At 66.7% G+C, this 18,725-nt stretch carries 22 protein-coding genes; 14 read left to right on the top strand and 8 right to left on the bottom strand.

What is annotated here, in order from left to right; translation table 11 throughout:
• Positions 1–128: 128 nt before the first annotated feature.
• The gene (locus tag ACSC1Y_RS09005; RefSeq protein WP_435334494.1) at positions 129–2,009 is read right to left on the bottom strand and encodes a helicase C-terminal domain-containing protein; all 1,881 of its coding nucleotides are present in this window, start codon (positions 2,007–2,009) and stop codon (positions 129–131) included.
• Between the two features lie 209 nt (positions 2,010–2,218).
• Here ACSC1Y_RS09005 and radA point away from each other — a divergent pair, with 209 nt between their 5' ends.
• Positions 2,219–3,250: a DNA repair and recombination protein RadA gene (gene radA / locus ACSC1Y_RS09000; protein WP_435334493.1), complete on the top strand. Its 1,032-nt coding sequence runs from the start codon at positions 2,219–2,221 to the stop codon at positions 3,248–3,250.
• A gap of 15 nt (positions 3,251–3,265) precedes the next feature.
• Here radA and ACSC1Y_RS08995 read toward each other — a convergent pair whose 3' ends face one another.
• A complete protein-coding gene (locus ACSC1Y_RS08995) occupies positions 3,266–3,622 on the bottom strand; it encodes an NUDIX domain-containing protein (RefSeq protein WP_435334492.1) in 357 nt (118 codons plus the stop codon).
• 108 nt (positions 3,623–3,730) lie between these two features.
• On the opposite strand from ACSC1Y_RS08995, the gene ACSC1Y_RS08990 reads away from it, so the two are divergent.
• On the top strand, positions 3,731–4,108 hold the full coding sequence (locus ACSC1Y_RS08990) for a DUF8147 domain-containing protein (RefSeq protein ID WP_435334491.1): 378 nt from the start codon (positions 3,731–3,733) through the stop codon (positions 4,106–4,108).
• A 186-nt stretch (positions 4,109–4,294) separates the two neighbouring features.
• Here ACSC1Y_RS08990 and sufU read toward each other — a convergent pair whose 3' ends face one another.
• Entirely contained in the window at positions 4,295–4,723 is a 429-nt protein-coding gene (gene sufU, locus ACSC1Y_RS08985; protein ID WP_435334490.1) for a Fe-S cluster assembly sulfur transfer protein SufU, read from the bottom strand.
• A gap of 126 nt (positions 4,724–4,849) precedes the next feature.
• Here sufU and ACSC1Y_RS08980 point away from each other — a divergent pair, with 126 nt between their 5' ends.
• Positions 4,850–6,403, top strand: a complete 1,554-nt coding sequence (locus tag ACSC1Y_RS08980) for an LVIVD repeat-containing protein (RefSeq protein WP_435334489.1) — start codon at positions 4,850–4,852, stop codon at positions 6,401–6,403.
• Here the strand turns inward: ACSC1Y_RS08980 and ACSC1Y_RS08975 are convergent, their stop codons facing one another.
• Together ACSC1Y_RS08975 and ACSC1Y_RS08970 are read right to left on the bottom strand one after the other, a co-directional pair.
• Positions 6,404–7,048, bottom strand: coding sequence for an HD domain-containing protein (locus ACSC1Y_RS08975; protein WP_435334488.1), 645 nt, complete (start codon positions 7,046–7,048; stop codon positions 6,404–6,406).
• Positions 7,049–7,093: 45 nt separating this feature from the next.
• Entirely contained in the window at positions 7,094–8,338 is a 1,245-nt protein-coding gene (locus ACSC1Y_RS08970; RefSeq protein ID WP_435334487.1) for an aminotransferase class V-fold PLP-dependent enzyme, read from the bottom strand.
• A 190-nt stretch (positions 8,339–8,528) separates the two neighbouring features.
• On the opposite strand from ACSC1Y_RS08970, the gene ACSC1Y_RS08965 reads away from it, so the two are divergent.
• Positions 8,529–8,720, top strand: a complete 192-nt coding sequence (locus ACSC1Y_RS08965; RefSeq protein WP_435334486.1) for a hypothetical protein — start codon at positions 8,529–8,531, stop codon at positions 8,718–8,720.
• 133 nt (positions 8,721–8,853) lie between these two features.
• Here ACSC1Y_RS08965 and ACSC1Y_RS08960 read toward each other — a convergent pair whose 3' ends face one another.
• Positions 8,854–9,147 (bottom strand): DUF424 domain-containing protein, encoded by a 294-nt coding sequence (locus tag ACSC1Y_RS08960; protein WP_435334485.1) that lies wholly within the window; start codon positions 9,145–9,147, stop codon positions 8,854–8,856.
• Entirely contained in the window at positions 9,144–9,872 is a 729-nt protein-coding gene (locus ACSC1Y_RS08955; RefSeq protein WP_435334484.1) for a tetratricopeptide repeat protein, read from the bottom strand. The genes ACSC1Y_RS08960 and ACSC1Y_RS08955 overlap by 4 nt, the downstream gene beginning before the upstream one ends.
• 168 nt (positions 9,873–10,040) lie before the next feature.
• Here ACSC1Y_RS08955 and thpR point away from each other — a divergent pair, with 168 nt between their 5' ends.
• On the top strand, positions 10,041–10,595 hold the full coding sequence (thpR, locus tag ACSC1Y_RS08950; protein WP_435334482.1) for an RNA 2',3'-cyclic phosphodiesterase: 555 nt from the start codon (positions 10,041–10,043) through the stop codon (positions 10,593–10,595).
• 103 nt (positions 10,596–10,698) lie between these two features.
• Here the strand turns inward: thpR and ACSC1Y_RS08945 are convergent, their stop codons facing one another.
• Positions 10,699–11,277: a hypothetical protein gene (locus ACSC1Y_RS08945; RefSeq protein WP_435334481.1), complete on the bottom strand. Its 579-nt coding sequence runs from the start codon at positions 11,275–11,277 to the stop codon at positions 10,699–10,701.
• A gap of 186 nt (positions 11,278–11,463) precedes the next feature.
• On the opposite strand from ACSC1Y_RS08945, the gene ACSC1Y_RS08940 reads away from it, so the two are divergent.
• The 9 genes from ACSC1Y_RS08940 to ACSC1Y_RS08900 all read left to right on the top strand — a co-directional run bounded on the left by ACSC1Y_RS08940 (position 11,464) and on the right by ACSC1Y_RS08900 (position 18,717).
• Positions 11,464–11,616, top strand: a complete 153-nt coding sequence (locus ACSC1Y_RS08940; protein ID WP_435334479.1) for a 50S ribosomal protein L39e — start codon at positions 11,464–11,466, stop codon at positions 11,614–11,616.
• Positions 11,616–11,894, top strand: coding sequence for a 50S ribosomal protein L31e (locus ACSC1Y_RS08935; protein ID WP_435334478.1), 279 nt, complete (start codon positions 11,616–11,618; stop codon positions 11,892–11,894). The genes ACSC1Y_RS08940 and ACSC1Y_RS08935 overlap by 1 nt, the downstream gene beginning before the upstream one ends.
• Before the next feature lies 1 nt (position 11,895).
• A complete protein-coding gene (locus ACSC1Y_RS08930; protein ID WP_435334477.1) occupies positions 11,896–12,561 on the top strand; it encodes a translation initiation factor IF-6 in 666 nt (221 codons plus the stop codon).
• A gap of 69 nt (positions 12,562–12,630) precedes the next feature.
• Positions 12,631–12,807 carry a 50S ribosomal protein L18Ae gene (rpl18a, locus tag ACSC1Y_RS08925; protein ID WP_435334476.1) on the top strand — a complete coding sequence of 59 codons (177 nt, stop codon included), beginning with the start codon at positions 12,631–12,633 and terminating at the stop codon, positions 12,805–12,807.
• Complete coding sequence (gene pfdA / locus ACSC1Y_RS08920) at positions 12,807–13,271, top strand: prefoldin subunit alpha (protein ID WP_435334653.1); 465 nt, start codon at positions 12,807–12,809, stop codon at positions 13,269–13,271. The genes rpl18a and pfdA overlap by 1 nt, the downstream gene beginning before the upstream one ends.
• Positions 13,272–13,277: 6 nt before the next feature.
• Positions 13,278–14,591 (top strand): signal recognition particle-docking protein FtsY, encoded by a 1,314-nt coding sequence (gene ftsY / locus ACSC1Y_RS08915; RefSeq protein WP_435334474.1) that lies wholly within the window; start codon positions 13,278–13,280, stop codon positions 14,589–14,591.
• Positions 14,592–15,024: 433 nt separating this feature from the next.
• On the top strand, positions 15,025–16,029 hold the full coding sequence (locus ACSC1Y_RS08910; RefSeq protein WP_435334473.1) for a phosphatase PAP2 family protein: 1,005 nt from the start codon (positions 15,025–15,027) through the stop codon (positions 16,027–16,029).
• A gap of 69 nt (positions 16,030–16,098) precedes the next feature.
• Positions 16,099–17,508, top strand: coding sequence for a signal recognition particle protein Srp54 (locus ACSC1Y_RS08905; protein ID WP_435334472.1), 1,410 nt, complete (start codon positions 16,099–16,101; stop codon positions 17,506–17,508).
• A 6-nt stretch (positions 17,509–17,514) separates the two neighbouring features.
• A complete protein-coding gene (locus ACSC1Y_RS08900; RefSeq protein ID WP_435334470.1) occupies positions 17,515–18,717 on the top strand; it encodes an MFS transporter in 1,203 nt (400 codons plus the stop codon).
• Positions 18,718–18,725 lie beyond the last annotated feature (8 nt).

Genomic DNA, 18,725 nt, shown 5'->3' with positions numbered 1-18,725 from the left:
GCCGAGAGGTTGAAGCAGTCGGAGCAGAGATGGACCAGTATGTTCGGACTCTCGCGTCAGCAGCTCATCGCCCTCGTCTTCGTCGGGCTGATGGTGCTCTCTTCCGTCGTGGGCGTCATCGGCGCGCTCTAACCGTCGGTGTCCCACACGTCGGCCATCGGCGACCGTGAGCGCCGCGAGCGGCGGCTGGACCGGCTCGTCGGGTAGCCGTCGTCGTCGGTGTTCCTGCCCGACCCGGCGCTGGCACCGCCGGTACTGCTGCTTCCGCCGCCGCTCCTACTGCTACCACTGCCGCCGTCGCTGCCTCCATCTCCGCCCTCCCGCCAGGTCTCCTTCCGGCGCGACCCTCGCACACTCGCGCCGTCGAACGCCGCGAGAGCGTCGTTCGGGGCGAACTCGGGCAGGTCGGGCTTCGAGAGGCGGTTCACCTGCTCGGCGAACCAGGGCGGGGTGTCGCTCTTCGCGCGGTCGAACAGGTCGATGAGACTGGTGTCCGCGAGGTAGGTGTCGCCGTAGTCGTCGGGGGCGCGGATGACCCGGCCGCAGGCCTGGATGACGGTTCTCAGGGCGGAGCGGTAGTACCACGCCCACTGACCCTGTTCGAGCCGGTGGGCGACGCGGGAGTCGCCGGTGTTGAGGAACGGCGCCTTGCAGAGCACCTGCCAGCGACAGAGGTCGCCCTTCAGGTCGAGCGCCTCCTCCATCTTGACGGACATGAACACCTCCGGGTCGTCGCAGGCCTTCCACGACTCCAGTTCCGCGTCGCGGTTCTCCCGCGAGTGGACGCGGATGCGCTCGCCGACGCCGAAGTCACGCAGCAGGTCGGCGAGCTTCTCCTGGATGCCGTAGGAGTGGCAGTGGATGAGCCCCTTCTCGTCGGGATGTTCCTGCATGATGCGCGTGATGACGCGGGCGATCTTCGGGAGCGTCTCCCCGCGGTGCTCGTAGGTCATCTTGCCCTGGGTCACGTCGTACAGCGGTCGGTTCTCGACCGGGAAGGTGTGGCCGACGTCGACGAGGGCGGTGTTGTCCGGCGGGAGGCCGACCTGCCGGCAGAAGGCGTCCTTGTTGAGTATCGTGGCGGAGAGCAGGACGAACTTGTTGCCGCGGTCCCAGACGGTGTGCTGGAGGTACTTCTCCGGGTTCATCGGCTTGATGGTGACCTGTCCACCCTCACCATCGGGCTGGTCGACCAGCCACTCGGTCGCGGACTGCGGGTCCCGGTAGTCGTCGACGAACCAGGTCAGCTCGCCGATGCGCTCCTGGAGACGGTCGCGCATGTACACCTCGTCGGGCGTGAGCGCGGGCTTCGAGACGAGCTCGTCCTTCCGCCGCGTGAGCGTCTGCACGACGTTCTCGGCGTACTTCGCGGTCCGCTCCACGGAATCGAGGTCGGGCACCTTCAGGTCCTCCCAGACCGGGACGGTGCGGGGGCCGAGGTCGATGGTCGCGTACATCTCGGCCCACTCGGCGAGGCCGTGTGCCTCGTCGATGACGACCACGTCGCGCTTGCGGAACACCTCCGACCCGGCGGTCTGCATGAAGTACGCGAGCGTCATCGCGGCGATGTTCCGATTCGAGGCGATGGCGCGGTCGGAGAAGTACGGACAGCGGTGCTGGACCGTACAGTCGTAGCCCTTCTCGCGCACGCAGGGCGCCCGGTTGACCGGCGTGTCGCGCTCGCCCGGGAGGATGCACTTGTAGTTCGACTTGCCGCGGATGACGTTCAGGTCGTCCAGCATCGACTCGGCCGCCACGTCGTCGAGCTGTGAGACCTGCGGCGTCGTGTAGTAGGCGCCGCTGGCCTCGCTCGGGGCGACCGCGTCCGCGCGGGCCGCACAGCCCGCGACGGCTCGCGCGAGGAGGGACTTACCGCTCCCGGTGGGTGCGCGGACGAGGACGACGTCGTTGCCGGCGTCGAACGCGTCCGCGATGTCCGAGAGCGCCTGCTCCTGATTTCCGCGGTAGGAGGGTGCGGGGAACTCCTCGAAGATACGGGACGGATCCACTGTCACATCGAAGCGGTGGGGCGATGGTAAAGTCATCGGAAGCGGGAGTTCGGACGAGGCCGCTCGCGTGCGTCTCGGCGAGCCCGTCGGTTCCGCTTCACGGGTAAACCCCGGGAAACCGTTCCGCACCACCCCCGCGCAGTCGCACACTTTCACTTTCACTCCCCTGTTAACGAGGGTTTATGTGGAAACCCGCCCCAGCCTGTTGTATGGCAGACGCAGACCTCGAGAAACTCCCTGGTGTGGGACCGGCGACAGCAGACAAACTCCGAGACGCGGGCTTCGACTCCTTCGCGGGCATCGCGGTCGCTTCCCCGTCGGAACTCTCGAACACGGCCGACGTCGGCGAGTCCACCGCCGCAGACATCGTGCAGGCGGCGCGTGAAGAAGCAGACATCGGCGGCTTCGAGACCGGCTCGCAGGTCCTCGAACGCCGGAACGAGATCGGCAAGCTCAGCTGGCAGATCGACGAGGTCGACGACCTCCTCGGCGGCGGCGTCGAGACGCAGTCCATCACCGAGGTCTACGGTGAGTTCGGTGCGGGTAAGTCCCAGGTCACCCACCAGCTCTCCGTCAACGTCCAGCTCCCGAAGGAGGTCGGCGGCCTCCGCGGCTCCGTCATCTTCATCGACTCCGAGGACACGTTCCGCCCGGAGCGTATCGACGACATGGTCCGCGGCCTCCCGGACGAGGCGCTCGAGGCGACCCTCGAGGACCGCGAGATGGAGGGCAGCATCGACGACGACGAGACGATGGACGAGCTCGTCCAGGACTTCCTCGACAAGATCCACGTCGCGAAGGGCTTCAACTCCAACCACCAGATGCTGCTGGCCGAGAAGGCACAGGAGCTCGCCAGCGAGCACGAGGAGAGCGAGTGGCCCGTCCGCCTGCTCTGCGTCGACTCGCTGACCGCCCACTTCCGCGCCGAGTACGTCGGCCGTGGTGAGCTCGCCCAGCGCCAGCAGAAGCTCAACAAGCACCTGCACGACCTCGACAAGGTCGGCAACCTGTACAACTGCGCCGTCCTCGTCACCAACCAGGTCGCCTCGAACCCCGACTCGTTCTTCGGCGACCCGACCCAGCCCATCGGTGGCAACATCCTCGGTCACAAGTCCACCTTCCGGATGTACCTCCGCAAGTCGAAGGGCGACAAGCGTATCGTCCGCCTCGTGGACGCGCCGAACCTCGCCGACGGCGAGGCCGTCATGCGCGTGCAGGACGGCGGTCTGAAGCCGGAGTAGGGGACGCAGTCCCTGTCACGGTTCGTTTCTACGGTTCCGTCGCAGAGTCGAATCGCTCGTCCCAGATGCGGTCGGCGGGTGAGTGGAGGCGCACCGCTCACGCTCACCAGCCTGAACTGCGGACTCTCCGGGATCGATGAGGCCACCTGCGACACCCCAGGAGTCGGTGCGGTCCTGCTCACGGACCAACAGCGCCTCCTCGCCGCGCTCGACCCAGACCCTGGAAGCGCCGGGCACGCCCCGGTCGTCGAGTTCGCGTGCACGCTGGTAGTCCGGTGCCGACAGGTCGGTAACCGCGGTCTCGACTGGGAAATCACCGTACTCGGACTCGAGTCGGTCGATTCGCGTCTGGATGTGCTCGCCTGCGGCCATCGTGTAGCCTCATACACTGTTCCGAGGAAACTTCCGGGGGCGAGGGGAACGACGCCACGTCATGTCACAGGTGAAATACTTTCGCCCGGGGAGCGCGTACAGCCTCGTATGGACACTCGACGCCTCCTCGTCGCCCTCGGGTCCGGGGCGACCACGTTCCTGCTCGTCGGTGGACTCCTCGCGTCACAGATTCCCGACCTCCCTGGTGGCATCGTCGGGTTCTTCGGTGGGCTGTTCACCGGGCTCCTCGCGGTCGTGGGGGTCTGGCTCGCACTCGGCGACGCCAGCCCGCTTTTCGAACGCCTCGCGATGGGGTACGCCGCGTTCGGTTACGCGTTCCTCGGCATCTGGTTGCTCCGGTATGCCCACGTCGCCGGGCTTCAGGCTGCCGTCGGCTTCTCGCTCCAGGTCGTTCTCAGCGTCGCCGTGGCGGTACTGGTCGTCGCGAGCGACTGGATCGGAGAACGCAGCGGTGCGGGCAGGTAGTATAGTTCGATACTTGGACAATCACGCCTCAGTAGGGACCGGTCGCTGAGAGAGGGAAAATCCCGCAAAACAAACGTTTTCGAATTTATCCGCGGTAGCGGCAGGGACCACAACGAGTACCACGAGGTCAAGCAGGGGCCGGGCTACCTGCTCGCGCTGGCGGCGGCGCTCGGAAGAGGGTGAAGATCAGTCGTCGTCTTCTTCGGTCGACGTCTTGTCCAGGTCCTTCTCGCCGAGGTAGATCTCCGCCCCGTCCTGGGCGACCTTCTCCGCGAGGACCGCGCACTTGATGCGCATCGGCGAGATCTCGACGCCGAGCATGTCGACGACGTCGTCGCGATCCATCTCGGCGAGTTCGTCGAGGGTCTTGCCGCGGAGCTTGCTCGATAGCATGCTCGCGGAGGCCTGCGAGATGGCACAGCCGTCGCCACGGAAGGCGACCGCCTCGATGGTCTCCTCGTCCTCGTCGAGCTTCACGTCCATCCGTATCTCGTCCCCGCACATCGGATTCTCGCCCACGTGCGTGAACGTGGGGTCCTTCATCTCCCCGTAGTTCCGCGGGTTCTTGTAGTGGTCGAGAATCTGCTGCCGGTACATGTCCGAGCCCATTCCCATCGTTGTCGGTCGTAGGGTAGTCCTCGGGAAAAACGTTCCGCAGCGCGTGTGAGCCGCTGGCATCCGCGGTATGTGAAACAGATATTTGATAAATCACTATACCGCCACAGAGAGTTGCGTGGTGACATGGCCCTCCGACCATCGCGACAGCCGTATCGACCGACCCGCCGCACCCTGCTGGGCGGCCTCGCAGCCATCCCGGCGTTCGCTGCCGGCGTCACAGCGACCGACTCGACGAGCCGACGAACCGACCGACAGCCAGCCGACTCGACAGCTCTCGACCCCGCCGCCACGCTCGAACTCGACGGCGCGACCGAGGTCGTCGTCGACGAGTCGGGCGAGACCGTCTTCGTCGCGACCCAGGACGGCTTCGCCATCCTCGACGTGGGCGACCCCTCGAACCCCCAGATGCTCGCCGAGGAACGCGACCTGACGGTCGACGGCGAGGGACCTATGGAAGCCATCTACGACGTGAAGTACGACGACGACCGATTACTGGTCGCCGGACCCAACGGCGGAAATAGTGACCTCGTCGGCTTCTTCGTCTACGACGTGTCGGACCGGGCGAACCCGGAGCGCATCGCATTCCAGCGGACGAGCCACGCGATCCACAACTGCTTCCTCCGCGACGGGGTCGCCTACCTGACCGCCGGTCCGTCGCCCGGGGCGCCGACGATGTTCTGGGACGTCTCCGGCGACGACCCGGGGAAGGTCGGCTCGTGGAAGGCGAGCGACGCCGACGAGGCCTGGGCAGACGCGGGTGAGAACTTCAGGCAGACGCACGATATCTACGTGCAGGACGACGTGCTCTACGTCGCGTACTGGGACGCGGGCACGTGGCTGGTGGACGTGAGCGACCCGGCGAACCCGAACGCCATCACCCGGTTCGGGGGGCACGACCCCCGCTACCTCGAGGGAGCCGGTCGCTCGGGCCGCGGGTTCTCGCCAGAGTTCATCGAACTGCCCGGCAACAGCCACTACGTCCAGCCGACCGCCGACGGAAACGCTGTCTTCGTCGGCAAGGAGGCCTGGGACGACGAGGAGACCGAGGTCGACGGCGGGCCCGGCGGTATCGAGCTGTGGTCGCGAGACGGGAGCGACGGAACCCGCGAGAGCATCATCCAGACGCCGCTCGGTCCGGACTCGGACGCGACCTCGCACAATCTCGGCATCCGTGGCGACCGGCTCTACGCCTCGTGGTACGCCGGGGGCGTCGCCGTCTACGACGTCTCAGACCTCGCCGAGCCGACGTTGCTCGGGGCGTGGAGCGAGCCCGAGACCACCTCGTTCTGGGCGGCGAAACCCATCCACGAGGGCTTCGTCGCGACGAGCTTCTACGACCCGAGCCTGTCCCGCGAGGAGAACCAGAGCGGGAAGCAGGCCACCGTCTACCTGTTCCCCGAACCATCGAGCGAGGGCGAGCCTGCGCCGACGATGGAACCGCGGCCGAAGCCGCAGGTCGAGACGACGACTACGAACGCGGCGACGACCCCGGAGGACCCGCCGGAGACGTCACAGACCGGAACGAGCCCGGACGAAGGACCAACCGAGACCGACACCGCGACGAAGGAACCCGCGGAGGCAGCGGACGAAACACCAGGGTTCGGCCTGTTCGCAGGGATCGCATCGGTGGGTGGTGCGGTCGCTGCGGCACGTCGTCTCGCGAAACGGGACGAGTAGCTATCGGTCTCCCATACTGCCGCCGGCCTCCTGCTCGAACCGCTCGACGAAACGCTCCATGAAGGCGTGCCGCTCGGCGGCCAATTCGCGACCAGCGTCGGTGTACATGCGCGATTCGAGCCGCAACAGCTTCTTGTGGATGTGGTTGAACGCGGTCCGGCCGGCCGCCGAGTCGTCGGCCTCCGGTGGAAGGTCGGGGTCGTGGATAGGGCGCTCGAACTCGCCGGTGTGTGCGAACGTCCGGGCGAGACCGACCGCGCCGATGGCGTCGAGGTTGTCGGCGTCGGAGAGTAGTTTCGCCTCCGCGGTAGCGGGTTCGACGTCGTTCGAGAATCGGTGGGCGCGGATGCAGTGGGCGACGGCGTCGATTCGCGCCTCGTCCACGTCGAACCCGGCGAGGATGTCGCGCGCTTCTATTGCGCCCCACTCGGCGTGGCAGTCTATCTCGCCAGCGTCCTCTCGCTTGCGGCCGACATCGTGGAGCCACGCCGCGGCGAGGAGGACGTCCTCGTCGACCGGGTCACCGGACTGGGACGCGAGTCGCTTCGCGTTGGCGGCGACCCGCTGGACGTGGTGCCAGTCGTGGGTCGGTGAGAGACCACCGAAGTAGGTCCGGGCGCGGTCGCGGATAGCGGAGAGGTCCATAGACAGTCGAGAACGGGCGATTGCAAAAACGGTGGGTGTTCCGGGTCAGGCGAACAGCTGCCGCGCCTCGTCGACGGCTTCGATGAGAGCGTCGACCTCGTCCCGGGTGTTGTAGACGTAGAACGAGGCGCGGGCGCTGGCGGCGACGCCCAGCTTGTCGTGCAGAGGCTGAGTGCAGTGGTCGCCGGCACGGATGGCTACGCCGTAGTCGTTGACGATGGAGGCGAGGTCGTGGGCGTGCACCGTGTCGAGGTTGAACGCGACGAGGCCGCCGCGTCCCTGCTCCGGCGTCGGACCGTAGATCTCGACGTCGCCCTCCTCGGAGAGGCGTTCGTAGGCGTACTCGGCGAGCGCTTCCTCGTGGGCCTGGACGCGCTCCATCCCGATGTCGTCGAGGTAGTCGATAGCGGCCTCGAGGGCGATTCCCTGGGCGATGTTGGGCGTACCGGCCTCGAACTTCCAGGGCAGCTCGTTCCACTTCGACTCCTCGTAGGTGACCTTCGTTATCATGTCGCCGCCGTAGAGGTACGGCTCCATTCCTTCGAGGACGTGTTCCTTGCCGTAGAGGACGCCGATGCCGGTCGGGCCGCACATCTTGTGGCCGGAGAAGGCGTAGAAGTCCGCGTCGATGGCGTCGACGTCGACCGGCATGGTCGGGACTGCCTGCGCGCCGTCGATGAAGGCGAGCGCGCCGTGGTCGTGAGCGAGGTCGACCAGCTCGGAGACCGGGTTGATGGTCCCGAGCGTGTTCGAGACGTGGACCGCCGAGAGGAGCTTCGTGTCGTCGGTGATGAGCTCCGCCGCGGCGTCCATGTCCAGCTGGCCGGACTCGTCGATGGGGATGTACTTCACCGTGGCACCGGTCTTCTTGGCTATCTGCTGCCAGGTGACCAGCGAGGCGTGGTGTTCCATCTCGGTGAGAACGACCTCGTCGCCGGGGCCGAGCTCGTTCAGGCCCCACGAGTAGGCGACGAGGTTCGTGCTCTCGGTCGTGTTCTTCGTGAAGACAATCTCCTCGCGGCCGGCTGCGCCGATGAACTCGGCGACGCGGTCGTGTGCCTCCTCGTAGGCGATGGAGGCCTCTTGACTCAGATTGTGGATGCCGCGGTGGACGTTCGCGTTGTAGCCGTAGTAGTAGTCGACGATGCTGTCGACGACCTGTTCGGGCGTCTGCGTCGTCGCGGCGTTGTCGAGGTAGACGAGGTCCGTCCCGTCGAACTGGCGGTCGAGGATGGGAAAGTCCTCCCGGATACGTTCGACGTTGAGGGGGTCGGTCGTCTGGGTGCTCATTGCCTGTCCATGAGGGCCAGAGACCCAACTGTCCTTCGGTCCGGGCGCGTGCTGCCGTCGCCCGTGCGCCGGTCGACCGAGTCCGAGCGGCAGCGGCCCGTTCCGCCCGAGTTCGAGTGGAAACGGAGGGGTAGCGCCGACTCCTCAGTACATCGAGAAATTTTTGCCGGCAGGACGTCTGGGTCGGCGTATGCGCCGTCTGCTCGACGTGTGGATCGTCACCGTCGTCGTGTTCACGCTGCTGGTGACGCCCACCGTCATCCTGACCACGGCCCACACCGCAGGGTCACCGGTCGTCGAGGCAGAGTTCCTCCTGAGCGTCGCCGTCGGCTACCTCATCGTCGTTCGCGGGGAGAGAGAGTTCCTGAGCCCTCGACGGTGACCCCTGTCGACAGCGTCGGTTCCCGACGGTGCAGTGGCGGATTACATCGGATTCTCTCCTGAAGAACGTCTTCGTAGCCGTGTCGCAGCAGGCGTGGACGAGCTACAGAAGCACGATACGTGTCGCAGAATCCCTAGCCGAGTCGCAGCAGCTGTGCGTGGAGCGTGTCCTCGACCGCGAGCACGCTCGCTTCGTCGATGATGCCAGCCTCGACGGCGGCGTCGACCGACCGCCGGCCGACGATGTTCGCCACCGACGCGCGACGGAGGCTGTCGATTGCGACGGACTCCTCTACCTCCTCACCGCCGTAGAACTCCTCGGAGACGGTGAGCGTTATCTTCCCCTCCTCGAACGTCTCGCCGAGGACGTCGGCGTCGCACAGGGAGACGAGGAGCCCTTCCTCGGTCTGTCGCTCGTTGAGTATCATCTCACCATCTCTTCTTCGGCCCGTTTGCGTATCTCCTCGGCTTCGTCCGCGAGTTCCTCCGCCTCCTCGTCACGGCCCAGCTCTTCGAGCGCGCGCGCCTTCTCCTCCAGCAGCGTCGCGTTCCGCATCCCGAGGCGGACCGCGTTGTCGAAGGCGTTGACGGCGTCCTCGGCAAGGCCGCGTTCGAGCAGGAAGAACCCGCGGTTGTACCACGCCTGCGGGAAGCGCGGGTCGATCTCGACGGCGCGCTCGGCGTGTTCGAGCGCGAGGGAGACGTCGCCGGACTCCCAGAGCGCGTAGGCGAGGTTCGTCTCGGCGTCGGCCGCGTGGTCGCCCTCGGCGTCGATGTGGAGCGCTTCCCGGTAGGCACCGATGGCCTCGTCCCACTCTTCCATCTCGGCGTGAGCGACGCCCTTGTTCACCCACGCCTCCTGCTGCACCATCTCGTCCTCGGCGAATCGGGCGGCGCGCTCGAACGTATCGGCCGCCTGCTCGTGGCGGTTGATGCCCATGTAGTTCAGGCCCACGTCCACGAGTTCGCTCGCGTCGACGGCGTCGGCGTCGATGTTCTCGCGGTCGAGGAGGTCGGTCAGGACGCGCGAGTCGACGGGGTCGACCTTCGTCGGGTCCACGCCGAGTTCGGGGGGGTCGAGGTCGAACTCGTCGTAGGGGTCCGAGAAGCCCTGTCCCTCGGAGAACTCGTGCTTTCGCTCGCGGTCGGTCATGTGACGCGATTGGATGTGCGGACGGTTAAGGACTACGACGTGCCCCGACAACGGTTGCAGGCGGGCCTGACGCCCACGGATGGCCAGCCCGAGGCAGGGAGACCCCCGCCCCGAACAACCGGTTGAACGGAAGACAGTTTCAAGTCATCGTCCGTCGACTGGAGAACCATGCGATTGTTTGTCAGTATCGACCTCCCCGCGGCCCTCGCGGACCAGGTCGCGTCGGTGCAGGACTGTCTCTCTGACGCGACGGGGCTGCGTTTCACCGACCCGGCCCAGTGCCACGTGACGCTCAAGTTCCTCGGCGAGGTGAGCGAGGCGCGACTGCCCGCCGTCGTCGACGCCATCGAATCGGGCGTCGACGCGGCCAACGTGGACCCGTTCGACGCGGAGCTCGGCGGCCTCGGGGTGTTCCCGTCGCTGAACTACATCAACGTCGTCTGGCTCGGCGTCCGCGACGGGTCGGCGGAGATGAGCGCGCTCCACGAGGGCATCGAGGCGGAGACGACCGCCATCGGGTTCGAACCCGAGGGTCACTCGTTCACGCCGCACGTCACCGTCGCCCGGATGGAGCACTCCGGCGGGAAGGAACGGGTCCAGGAGTGCGTCCGCGAGGGGGACCCCGACGGTGGTGAGATGCGCGTGACAGAGGTACGTCTCACGAAGAGCACACTCACACAAGCGGGACCGAACTACGAGACGGTCGAACGGTTCCCGCTCTGAGGCCAGCGGGGGTCCGTATTCCGCCGGCGGCAGTCCCGCCAGCGGCAGTCTCCCGACGTCCGTGTCCCGTCGGCATCAGTCCGCCAGCGTCAGTCCGCCGGCATCAGTCCCGCCAGCGCGCCCAGCCGACGAGCGTCGCGAGCGCCGCGAACGAGCCGGTGCTCGTGAAGCCCGGAAGTGGCCCCTGGCTGCCGTCGGCCGTGTTCGGGACGGTCGTCTCGGTCCCCTCCGGCATCTTCTCCTCGGGCACCACCACGGCGTCGACCGTGACGTAGCCGTTCGCGCAGTCCTTCGCCGAGCTGATCTGGAACACCTGTCCGGACTCGATGTCGTCCCCGCTCGCGGCGCTCACGAGCTGGACCTCGGCACCCTTCGGGTCCCGCTCGAGCTTGTCCGTGAGGACGGCCTCGTAGGCACGGGACTCGTCGGGCGACCAGTTCGCGTTCGTACAGCCGCCGACGCCGCTCGTGTCGACGTCGTCCACCTGGTCGGCCACCACGAGCCAGTTACCCTCGAGCTCTCCGGAGAAGTCTTTCGGCGTCTCGAACACGAACTGTCGGCTCGCCTGTGTACTCCCCCGGGCCGTCACCGCTCCCGTGAGCGCCGGCGTCGCCACCGCGCCGGCCGTTCCTGCGAGCACCGCGCGTCGCGTTCGTCGACGGTCGTCACTCGCGTCTGTCATCGTGTGCGTCGAGATAGGCGACAGAGACGGGAAACGGGTCGGCCAAACCTGTTAGCCATGGTTCGTCACTTCCTCTGGAACACCAGTTGACGTCCCCCGCGTGCCAGGGAGATGCAGCGCCCCGTCGGGCGCTCACGGCTCGAAAAGAACAACATTTTAAACGAGGCTAGGGTATCTCCGTCCACTATGGGTAAGAAATCGAAGGCCAAGAAGAAGCGACTCGCCAAGCTGGAGCGTCAGAACAGCCGCGTTCCTGCGTGGGTCATGCTCAAGACTAACATGGACGTCCAGCGCAACCCCAAGCGCCGAAACTGGCGGCGTAACGACACCGACGAATAATGAGCTCGAACGAATTCGAGGAGCGTGTCGTCACCGTGCCGCTCCGAGACGTCAACGCGGAAGCGAAGCACAAGCGCGCCGACAAGGCGATGACGCTCATCCGCGACCACCTCGCACAGCACTTCAAGGTCGAGTCGGACCAGGTCCGTCTGGACCCGTCGATCAACGAGGCCATCTGGTCGCGCGGCCGCAAGAAGCCCCCGAGCAAGCTTCGCGTCCGTGCCGCCCGCTTCGACGAAGAGGGCGAGGCCGTCGTGGAAGCCGAACACGCGGAGTAACGTGCTTCGAACCGCGTTCGCCGGGTCCCCGTACGTCGGCGTGTTCGCGCGGGCAACCGACGTCTGTTTCCTCTGCAGACCAGACGTCGAGGAGTCCATCCGCGACGCCATGGCCGACGAGCTCGAGGTACCCGCAATTCCGACGACCATCGCCGGTTCGTCCACGGTCGGCGCGTTAGTCGCTGGCAACTCCAACGGACTGGTCGTGACGAGTCGCGTCACCGAGCGTGAACGCGACCGCATCGCCGACGTGGTCGACCTCCCCATCGGCGAACTCCCGGGCCGGCGCAACGCCGCCGGGAACATCGTGCTCGCCAACGACACCGGGGCGTACGTCCACCCGGACCTCTCCGACGAGGCAGTGTCGGTCGTCGAGGACACCCTCCAGGTACCCGTCGAACGCGGTGATCTCGCCGGTGTCCGGACGGTCGGTACCGCCGCCGTCGCTACGAACGAGGGCGTCCTCTGTCACCCGAAGTCGACCGACGAGGAACTCGACTTCCTGGAGGACCTGCTGGGCGTCCCCGCCGACGTCGGCACCATCAACTACGGTGCCCCGCTCGTCGGCTCCGGGCTCGTCGTCAACGACTACGGCTACGTCGCTGGCGAGGAGACCACCGGCCCCGAACTTGGCCGCATCGAAGACGCACTCGGCCTCATCGACTGAGGCCCCACTTCTCCGTCGACCGCTATCGAGAAGGGAAGATTCTTCCATCTCGCTCCCCGAGTCTCGACCATGAGTCAGTTTACTGTCCGCGGGAAGTTCCAGACACGGGACGGTATGAGCCCGTTCGAGACGACCATCGAAGCAGAGAACGAGGACCTCGCACGGGAGCACACGCTCTCGAACTTCGGTAGCAAGCACAACCTCAAGCGCACCCAGATCGAGATCGAGGAGGTGAAGGCACAATGATGGGCGGTGGTGGCGGTCAGGCCCAGCAGCTCCAGCAGGAGATGCAGGCGATTCAGGCCGAGATCGAAGAGCTCGAAGAGGAGATAGAGGACCTCCGCGACGAGCAGACCGAGATGGACGAGGCCATCGAGGCACTCGAGACACTCGAGACCGAGTCGCTCGTGCAGGTCCCCATCGGCGGCGGCGCCTACGTCCGCGCCGAAGTGCAGGACATCGACGAGGTCGTCGTCGGCCTCGGTGGCGGCTACGCGGCAGAGCAGGACCGCGACGGCGCCATCGACACCCTCGAGACGAAGCAGGACACCATCGACGACCGCATCGAAGAGGTCGAAGCGGAGATCCAGGAGCTCGAGGACGAGAACGCCGAGATAGAGGAGCAGGTCCAGCAGATGCGTCAGCAGCAGATGCAACAGCAGATGCAGCAGATGCAGCAGATGCAGGAGGAAGAGGGCGACGACGAGTAGCGACCGATGTTCGACAGCCTGAAGAAGAAACTGGGGAGCTTCCGCGAGGACGTCGAGGAGACGGCCGAGGAGAAGGCGGAAGCAGCCGAGACCGACGCTGACGTCGAGGAGCCGGACGCAGAGCCGGTCGAGACGTCGGCAGACGCGGAACCGGCCGAGGCGGCCGACGAGAACGAGTCGGTGGTCGACGACGTGACCGACACCGAGGTGGCCGAAGCGGCGGTCGAAGGCTCGACCGAGTCGGCAGACAGCGGCCCGCCGGCGGCGACCGGCGAGACCAGCGAGCCGACGCAGGACGAGCCCGCCGGTGCCGCGTCGGTCCCCAGCGAGGACCCGCGAGTCGACGACGCGGTCGACGCGTCGACGGACGCGGAACCAGCCGAGGCAGCCGACGAGACCGAACCGGAGAAGTCGAGTAAGTCGACCGGCTTCGGTTCGAAGCTCAAGGCGGCCGCGACCGGCAAGTTCGTCATCGAGGAGGACGACCTCGAAGACCCCCTCTGGGAGCTGGAGATGGCCCTGCTCGAAGCCGACGTCGAGATGAGCGTCGCGGAAGCGATTCTCGACAACATCAAGGAGGACCTCATCGGGGAGCGCCGGAGCATGACGACCTCGACGGGGACCATCGTCGAGGACGCCCTGCGTGACGCGCTCTACGACGTCATCTCGGTCGGCCAGTTCGACTTCGATGCGCGAATCGCCGAGGCGGACAAGCCCCTCGTCATCATCTTCACCGGCGTCAACGGCGTCGGGAAGACGACGAGCATCGCCAAGCTGTCGCGCTACCTCGAAGCGCGAGGCTACTCGTCCGTGATGGCCAACGGTGACACCTACCGTGCCGGCGCGAACGAGCAGATCCGCGAACACGCGGACAACCTCGACACGAAGCTCATCGCTCACGAACAGGGCGGAGACCCAGCAGCGGTCATCTACGACGCCGTCGAGTACGCCGAGGCGCACGACGTCGACGTGGTCCTTGGCGACACGGCCGGTCGGCTCCACACGAACGAGGGGCTGATGGACCAGCTCGAGAAGATAGAGCGGGTCGTCGGCCCGGACATGACGCTGTTCGTCGACGAGGCCGTCGCCGGACAGGACGCGGTCCAGCGCGCGAAGAAGTTCAACGAGGCCGCGGCCATCGACGGGGCGATTCTGACGAAGGCCGACGCCGACTCCAACGGCGGCGCGGCCATCTCCATCGCCCACGTCACGGGCAAACCCATCCTCTTCCTCGGGGTGGGTCAGGAGTACGACGACCTGGAGCGGTTCGACCCGGACGTGATGGTCGAACGGCTGCTGGGCGACGAGACCGAAGAGTAGCTCCAGTCGAAACAACGGACGAGTTTTCACTCGCCCGCTCCCCCATCCTTCTACAGGCTGTTCTCACCATTCGAGAGCGAGCGGTGCAAGGCCATCGTTTCGGGTGCAAGAGCCGCAGCAGTCGGCGAGAACCCAGAGAGTGTCGGTGCTCCGATGTGACGGAATCGGAGGTCGAAGTCGTGGATGGAGAGACCAGTCGCTCGCTGATTCGAAGGCCGTCCCGCCTCGCTGGCACGGATGGAGACGGGACGTGGGATGACAGGTGTGGCTCCTCGCCACCATGCATGGTACGACACAACATACCATAAAGATGTACGGAACCTGTGTCCTTTGCCACCGTGGGGTCAGAGGTTTTACCCGGTGAAGACGATTATCCAACCGAATACCCACCGATGACCGAGAGACCGTCCCGTTCGACCGGGGTGCTAGTACGATGACCACCGCTTCGCGCGACCACTGGGGGGTGCTGACGCTGTTCGTCACCCTCGCGGTCACGGCGGGCATCGTCGCGACGGCGGTCTTCAGCCTCGAACTCTCCCAGCGCTCGCTGGGCATCGTCGAGGCCGTGGTGAGCGAGTCGACGGCCGTACTGCTAGGCTTCGGCCTCGTCACACAGTTCGGCGACCCGTGGTTCTTGCTCCTCGTCGCCTCCGCCGTCTATCTGCTCGGGGCGAGCCGTGGCATCGTCGAACGCCCCGCCGACGGTGCGTTCGTCGTCGCAGTTGCCTACGGCGCGTTCGCTCTAACCGACGTGCTCAAACACGCCTACCGGTTCCCTCGGCCGCCGGGCGCCGACACGGTGACCATCCCAGAGTGGCTGCCATCCGCGCTCGCTGGACTGTTCCGGAACCTCACGACCGGGACCGGGTACGGCTTCCCGAGCGGTCACGCGCTCGGGACCACCGCCGTCTTCTGTGCCCTCGCGTACAAGCTCTCGGTCGGGAGCTCGCGGACTCGCTGGGGGGTTGCGTCCCTGGGAATCGGGGTCATCGCGGTCTCGCGGCTCGTCCTCGGCGTCCACTTCTTCGTCGACCTGGTCGTCGGTGTGGCCACTGGACTCGCCTTCCTGGGCGCGGCCATCTGGGTCGGCGACGACGACCCGACGAAGGTGTTCGGCCTCGCGGCCGTACTCGGCGGGATAGCCGTCGTCGCGGCGGCGCTCGAGCCCACCGGCTCGGTGTGGAGCGCGGGCCAGTGGCTGGGAGCCGCGACGGGTGCGGGCTACGTCTGGATGCGAGTCAGACCGTCTCGCTCCCTCGGTATCGTCCCGGCGCTCCTGGCTGCCGGTCCGCTCGGCGTAATCTGGGTGGCGGCGTACGCCTGGTCGCCCCACGTCGTCGTGACGGTGCTCCTGACGGCCGTCCTCGGCGGCTGGACCGTCGGTGCCCCCGTCCTCGTCTCCCGACTCGCTGTCGACCGCTCCAGTTCTCGCGCCTGACGACCGGGGCGTTCCGACCCGAGCCCCGAGAAAAAGGCTTTAACGCGCGACTCCACTAACGGACAGTAAATGGTACTCGACGACTTGGGCAAATCCCTGCGGGGCACACTCGACAAGCTCAGCGGGAAGTCCCGAATCTCGAAGGAGGACGTCGAGGAGATCGTCAAGGAGATCCAGCGGTCGCTCCTGCAAGCGGACGTCGACGTCTCCCTGGTGATGGAGCTCTCGGACAACATCAAACAGCGTGCCCTCGAAGAGGAGCCCCCGAAGGGGACGCCGGCGCGCGACTTCGTACTCCGCATCGTCTACGAGGAGCTGGTGGCCCTCGTCGGCGAGTCGACCGAGCTTCCCCTCGAAGAACAGACCATCATGCTCGCCGGCCTGTACGGGTCGGGGAAGACGACCACCGCGGCGAAGATGGCGTGGTGGTTCTCGAAGAAGGGCCTTCGGCCGGCCATCATCCAGACGGACACCGACCGCCCCGGTGCCTACGACCAGTCGAAGGAGATGGCGCGTCGCGCCGAGGTCGACTTCTACGGCGACGACGACGCCGACGACCCGCTCACCATCCTCCGCGACGGACTGGAAGCGACGAAGAACGCCGACATCCGCATCGTCGACACGGCCGGTCGTGACGGCCTGAACCAGGAGCTCATCGACCAGATAGAGCGCATCGAGGGCGTCGCCAACCCCGACAAGAACCTGCTCGTCATCGACGCCGCGATGGGTCAGTCCGCGAAGGAGCAGGCCCAGAAGTTCGAGGAGGCCATCGGCATCGACGGCGTGGTCATCACGAAGCTCGACGGTACCGCGAAGGGTGGTGGTGCACTCGCCGCCGTCAACGAGACGGACTCGTCCATCGCCTTCCTCGGGACGGGTGAGGAGGTCCGCGACATCGAACGCTTCGAGCCCGAGGGCTTCATCTCCCGGCTGCTCGGTATGGGCGACCTCAAGTCGCTCGTCACCCGCGTCGAGCAGGCGATGCAGGAGACCCAGGAGGACGACGAGGACGACTGGGACCCCGAGGACATGCTGAAGGGGAACTTCACCCTGAAGGACATGAAGAAGCAGATGGACGCCATGAACAAGATGGGGCCGCTGGACCAGATCATGGACATGATTCCGGGCTTCGGCGGCGGCATCAAGGACCAGCTGCCCGACGACGCGATGGACGTCACCCAGGACCGGATGCGCAGCTTCGAGGTCATCATGGACTCGATGACCGACGACGAGATGGAGAACCCGCGCGGCGTCGGCCAGAAGCAGGTCGAACGCATCGCCCGCGGCTCCGGCCAGCCCGAGGAGAAGGTCCGCGAACTGCTCCAGCAGCACAAGATGATGGAGCGCACCCTCAAGCAGTTCCAGGGCGGGATGGACGGCGACATGCAGCGCATGATGAAGAAGATGCAGAAACAGGGCGGTGACGGCGGCATGGGCGGTATGGGCGGCTTCGGTGGCGGCGGCGGTCCGTTCGGGTAAGCTCGCGTGCGCTCGCGACTCGCACAGCTCGACGCCCTCGCGCTGACGGCGGTCATCTGGTTCCTCGCGAAGTTCCTTCGCTACGCGTTCCCACCGCTATTCGGGACCCTGAGAGACGGCTACGGCGTCTCGAACGCCGTCGTCGGGAGCGCCTTCACGGCCCTGATGCTGGCCTACGCCGCGATGCAGTTCCCCTCGGGCGCCCTCGCGGACCGCGTCGGCGGGGTGCGCGTCGTCACCGCCGGAGCCGTCCTCGCGGCACTCGGCGCACTCGTCCTCTCTCTGCACCTGCCGTTCGTCGGTCTCGTCGCGGCGATGGTGCTCGTCGGCGTCGGGACCGGCGCCCACAAGACGGTCTCTGTCGGGCTCCTCTCGCGTATCTACCGCGACCGGACGGGCCGGGCGCTCGGCGTCATGGACACCCTCGGTGCCTTCGGTGGAGTGGTCGCACCAGCGGCCGTCGTCGCCGCGCTCGCGGCCGGGAGCCCGGGATGGCACGCCGTCTTCCTCGCCGGCGGGCTCACCGGCCTCGTCCTCGCCGTACTGTTCGCCTGGCGCGTTCCGCGGCGCGTTCCCGACCCGACGGAGACGGGCGAGGGTGAGCGAGGGCTCTCCGCGTATCAGACGCTCTTCGCCGACCGGTGGTTCCTCGGCTTCGTCGCCGTCACGGTCCTGTTCTCGTTCACCTACAACGGCGCGGTCGCGTTCCTGCCGCTGTACCTCGAGGAGGCCGCTGGTCTCTCACCTGAACTCGCCGGGACGCTCTACTCCGGGCTGTTCCTCGTCAGTCTCGTGCAGGTCGTTACCGGTGACGTGAGCGACCGGGTCGGGCGGCTGGTCGTCGTGGGTGCGACGCTCGGACTGGCGACAACCGGGCTCGCGGCGGTCGTCGCAGTCCCCGATGCCGGACCGCTGGTTCTGGGCGTGGCGGTCGTCGCATTCGGCCTCGGGAGCCACGGCTTCCGGCCGGTCCGCGGCGCTTACCTCGTCGAACTGATTCCGGATTCGGTGGCCGGCGGTGCGCTCGGTGTGGTCAGGACGGCTATCATGGGCGTCGGCGCGGTCGCCCCCGCGGCGGTGGGCATCGTCTCGGACGTCGCCGGATTCCGTGCCGCATTCGCCCTGTTGCTCGTAGCGCTCGCAGGCGCGCTCGGACTGGTGAGCGTGCTGGCGGTGCTGGCACGCGGCGATAGCACACCTCGACGCTAGATGTTACC

This window comes from Haloarchaeobius lipolyticus, assembly GCF_051208015.1.
Classification (GTDB): Archaea; Halobacteriota; Halobacteria; order Halobacteriales; family Natrialbaceae; genus Haloarchaeobius.
This window is presented reverse-complemented; position numbering and strand designations above follow the sequence as displayed.

What these genes read in the sequence shown, in the direction of transcription:
- radA (WP_435334493.1), top strand. Translation starts at nt 2,219, where the DNA reads ATGGCAGACGCAGACCTCGAGAAACTCCCTGGTGTGGGACCGGCGACA.
- ACSC1Y_RS08995 (WP_435334492.1), bottom strand. Translation starts at nt 3,622, where the DNA reads ATGGCCGCAGGCGAGCACATCCAGACGCGAATCGACCGACTCGAGTCC.
- ACSC1Y_RS08990 (WP_435334491.1), top strand. Translation starts at nt 3,731, where the DNA reads ATGGACACTCGACGCCTCCTCGTCGCCCTCGGGTCCGGGGCGACCACG.
- sufU (WP_435334490.1), bottom strand. Translation starts at nt 4,723, where the DNA reads ATGGGAATGGGCTCGGACATGTACCGGCAGCAGATTCTCGACCACTAC.
- ACSC1Y_RS08980 (WP_435334489.1), top strand. Translation starts at nt 4,850, where the DNA reads ATGGCCCTCCGACCATCGCGACAGCCGTATCGACCGACCCGCCGCACC.
- ACSC1Y_RS08975 (WP_435334488.1), bottom strand. Translation starts at nt 7,048, where the DNA reads ATGGACCTCTCCGCTATCCGCGACCGCGCCCGGACCTACTTCGGTGGT.
- ACSC1Y_RS08970 (WP_435334487.1), bottom strand. Translation starts at nt 8,338, where the DNA reads ATGAGCACCCAGACGACCGACCCCCTCAACGTCGAACGTATCCGGGAG.
- ACSC1Y_RS08965 (WP_435334486.1), top strand. Translation starts at nt 8,529, where the DNA reads ATGCGCCGTCTGCTCGACGTGTGGATCGTCACCGTCGTCGTGTTCACG.
- ACSC1Y_RS08960 (WP_435334485.1), bottom strand. Translation starts at nt 9,147, where the DNA reads ATGATACTCAACGAGCGACAGACCGAGGAAGGGCTCCTCGTCTCCCTG.
- ACSC1Y_RS08955 (WP_435334484.1), bottom strand. Translation starts at nt 9,872, where the DNA reads ATGACCGACCGCGAGCGAAAGCACGAGTTCTCCGAGGGACAGGGCTTC.
- thpR (WP_435334482.1), top strand. Translation starts at nt 10,041, where the DNA reads ATGCGATTGTTTGTCAGTATCGACCTCCCCGCGGCCCTCGCGGACCAG.
- ACSC1Y_RS08945 (WP_435334481.1), bottom strand. Translation starts at nt 11,277, where the DNA reads ATGACAGACGCGAGTGACGACCGTCGACGAACGCGACGCGCGGTGCTC.
- ACSC1Y_RS08940 (WP_435334479.1), top strand. Translation starts at nt 11,464, where the DNA reads ATGGGTAAGAAATCGAAGGCCAAGAAGAAGCGACTCGCCAAGCTGGAG.
- ACSC1Y_RS08935 (WP_435334478.1), top strand. Translation starts at nt 11,616, where the DNA reads ATGAGCTCGAACGAATTCGAGGAGCGTGTCGTCACCGTGCCGCTCCGA.
- rpl18a (WP_435334476.1), top strand. Translation starts at nt 12,631, where the DNA reads ATGAGTCAGTTTACTGTCCGCGGGAAGTTCCAGACACGGGACGGTATG.
- pfdA (WP_435334653.1), top strand. Translation starts at nt 12,807, where the DNA reads ATGGGCGGTGGTGGCGGTCAGGCCCAGCAGCTCCAGCAGGAGATGCAG.
- ftsY (WP_435334474.1), top strand. Translation starts at nt 13,278, where the DNA reads ATGTTCGACAGCCTGAAGAAGAAACTGGGGAGCTTCCGCGAGGACGTC.
- ACSC1Y_RS08910 (WP_435334473.1), top strand. Translation starts at nt 15,025, where the DNA reads ATGACCACCGCTTCGCGCGACCACTGGGGGGTGCTGACGCTGTTCGTC.
- ACSC1Y_RS08905 (WP_435334472.1), top strand. Translation starts at nt 16,099, where the DNA reads ATGGTACTCGACGACTTGGGCAAATCCCTGCGGGGCACACTCGACAAG.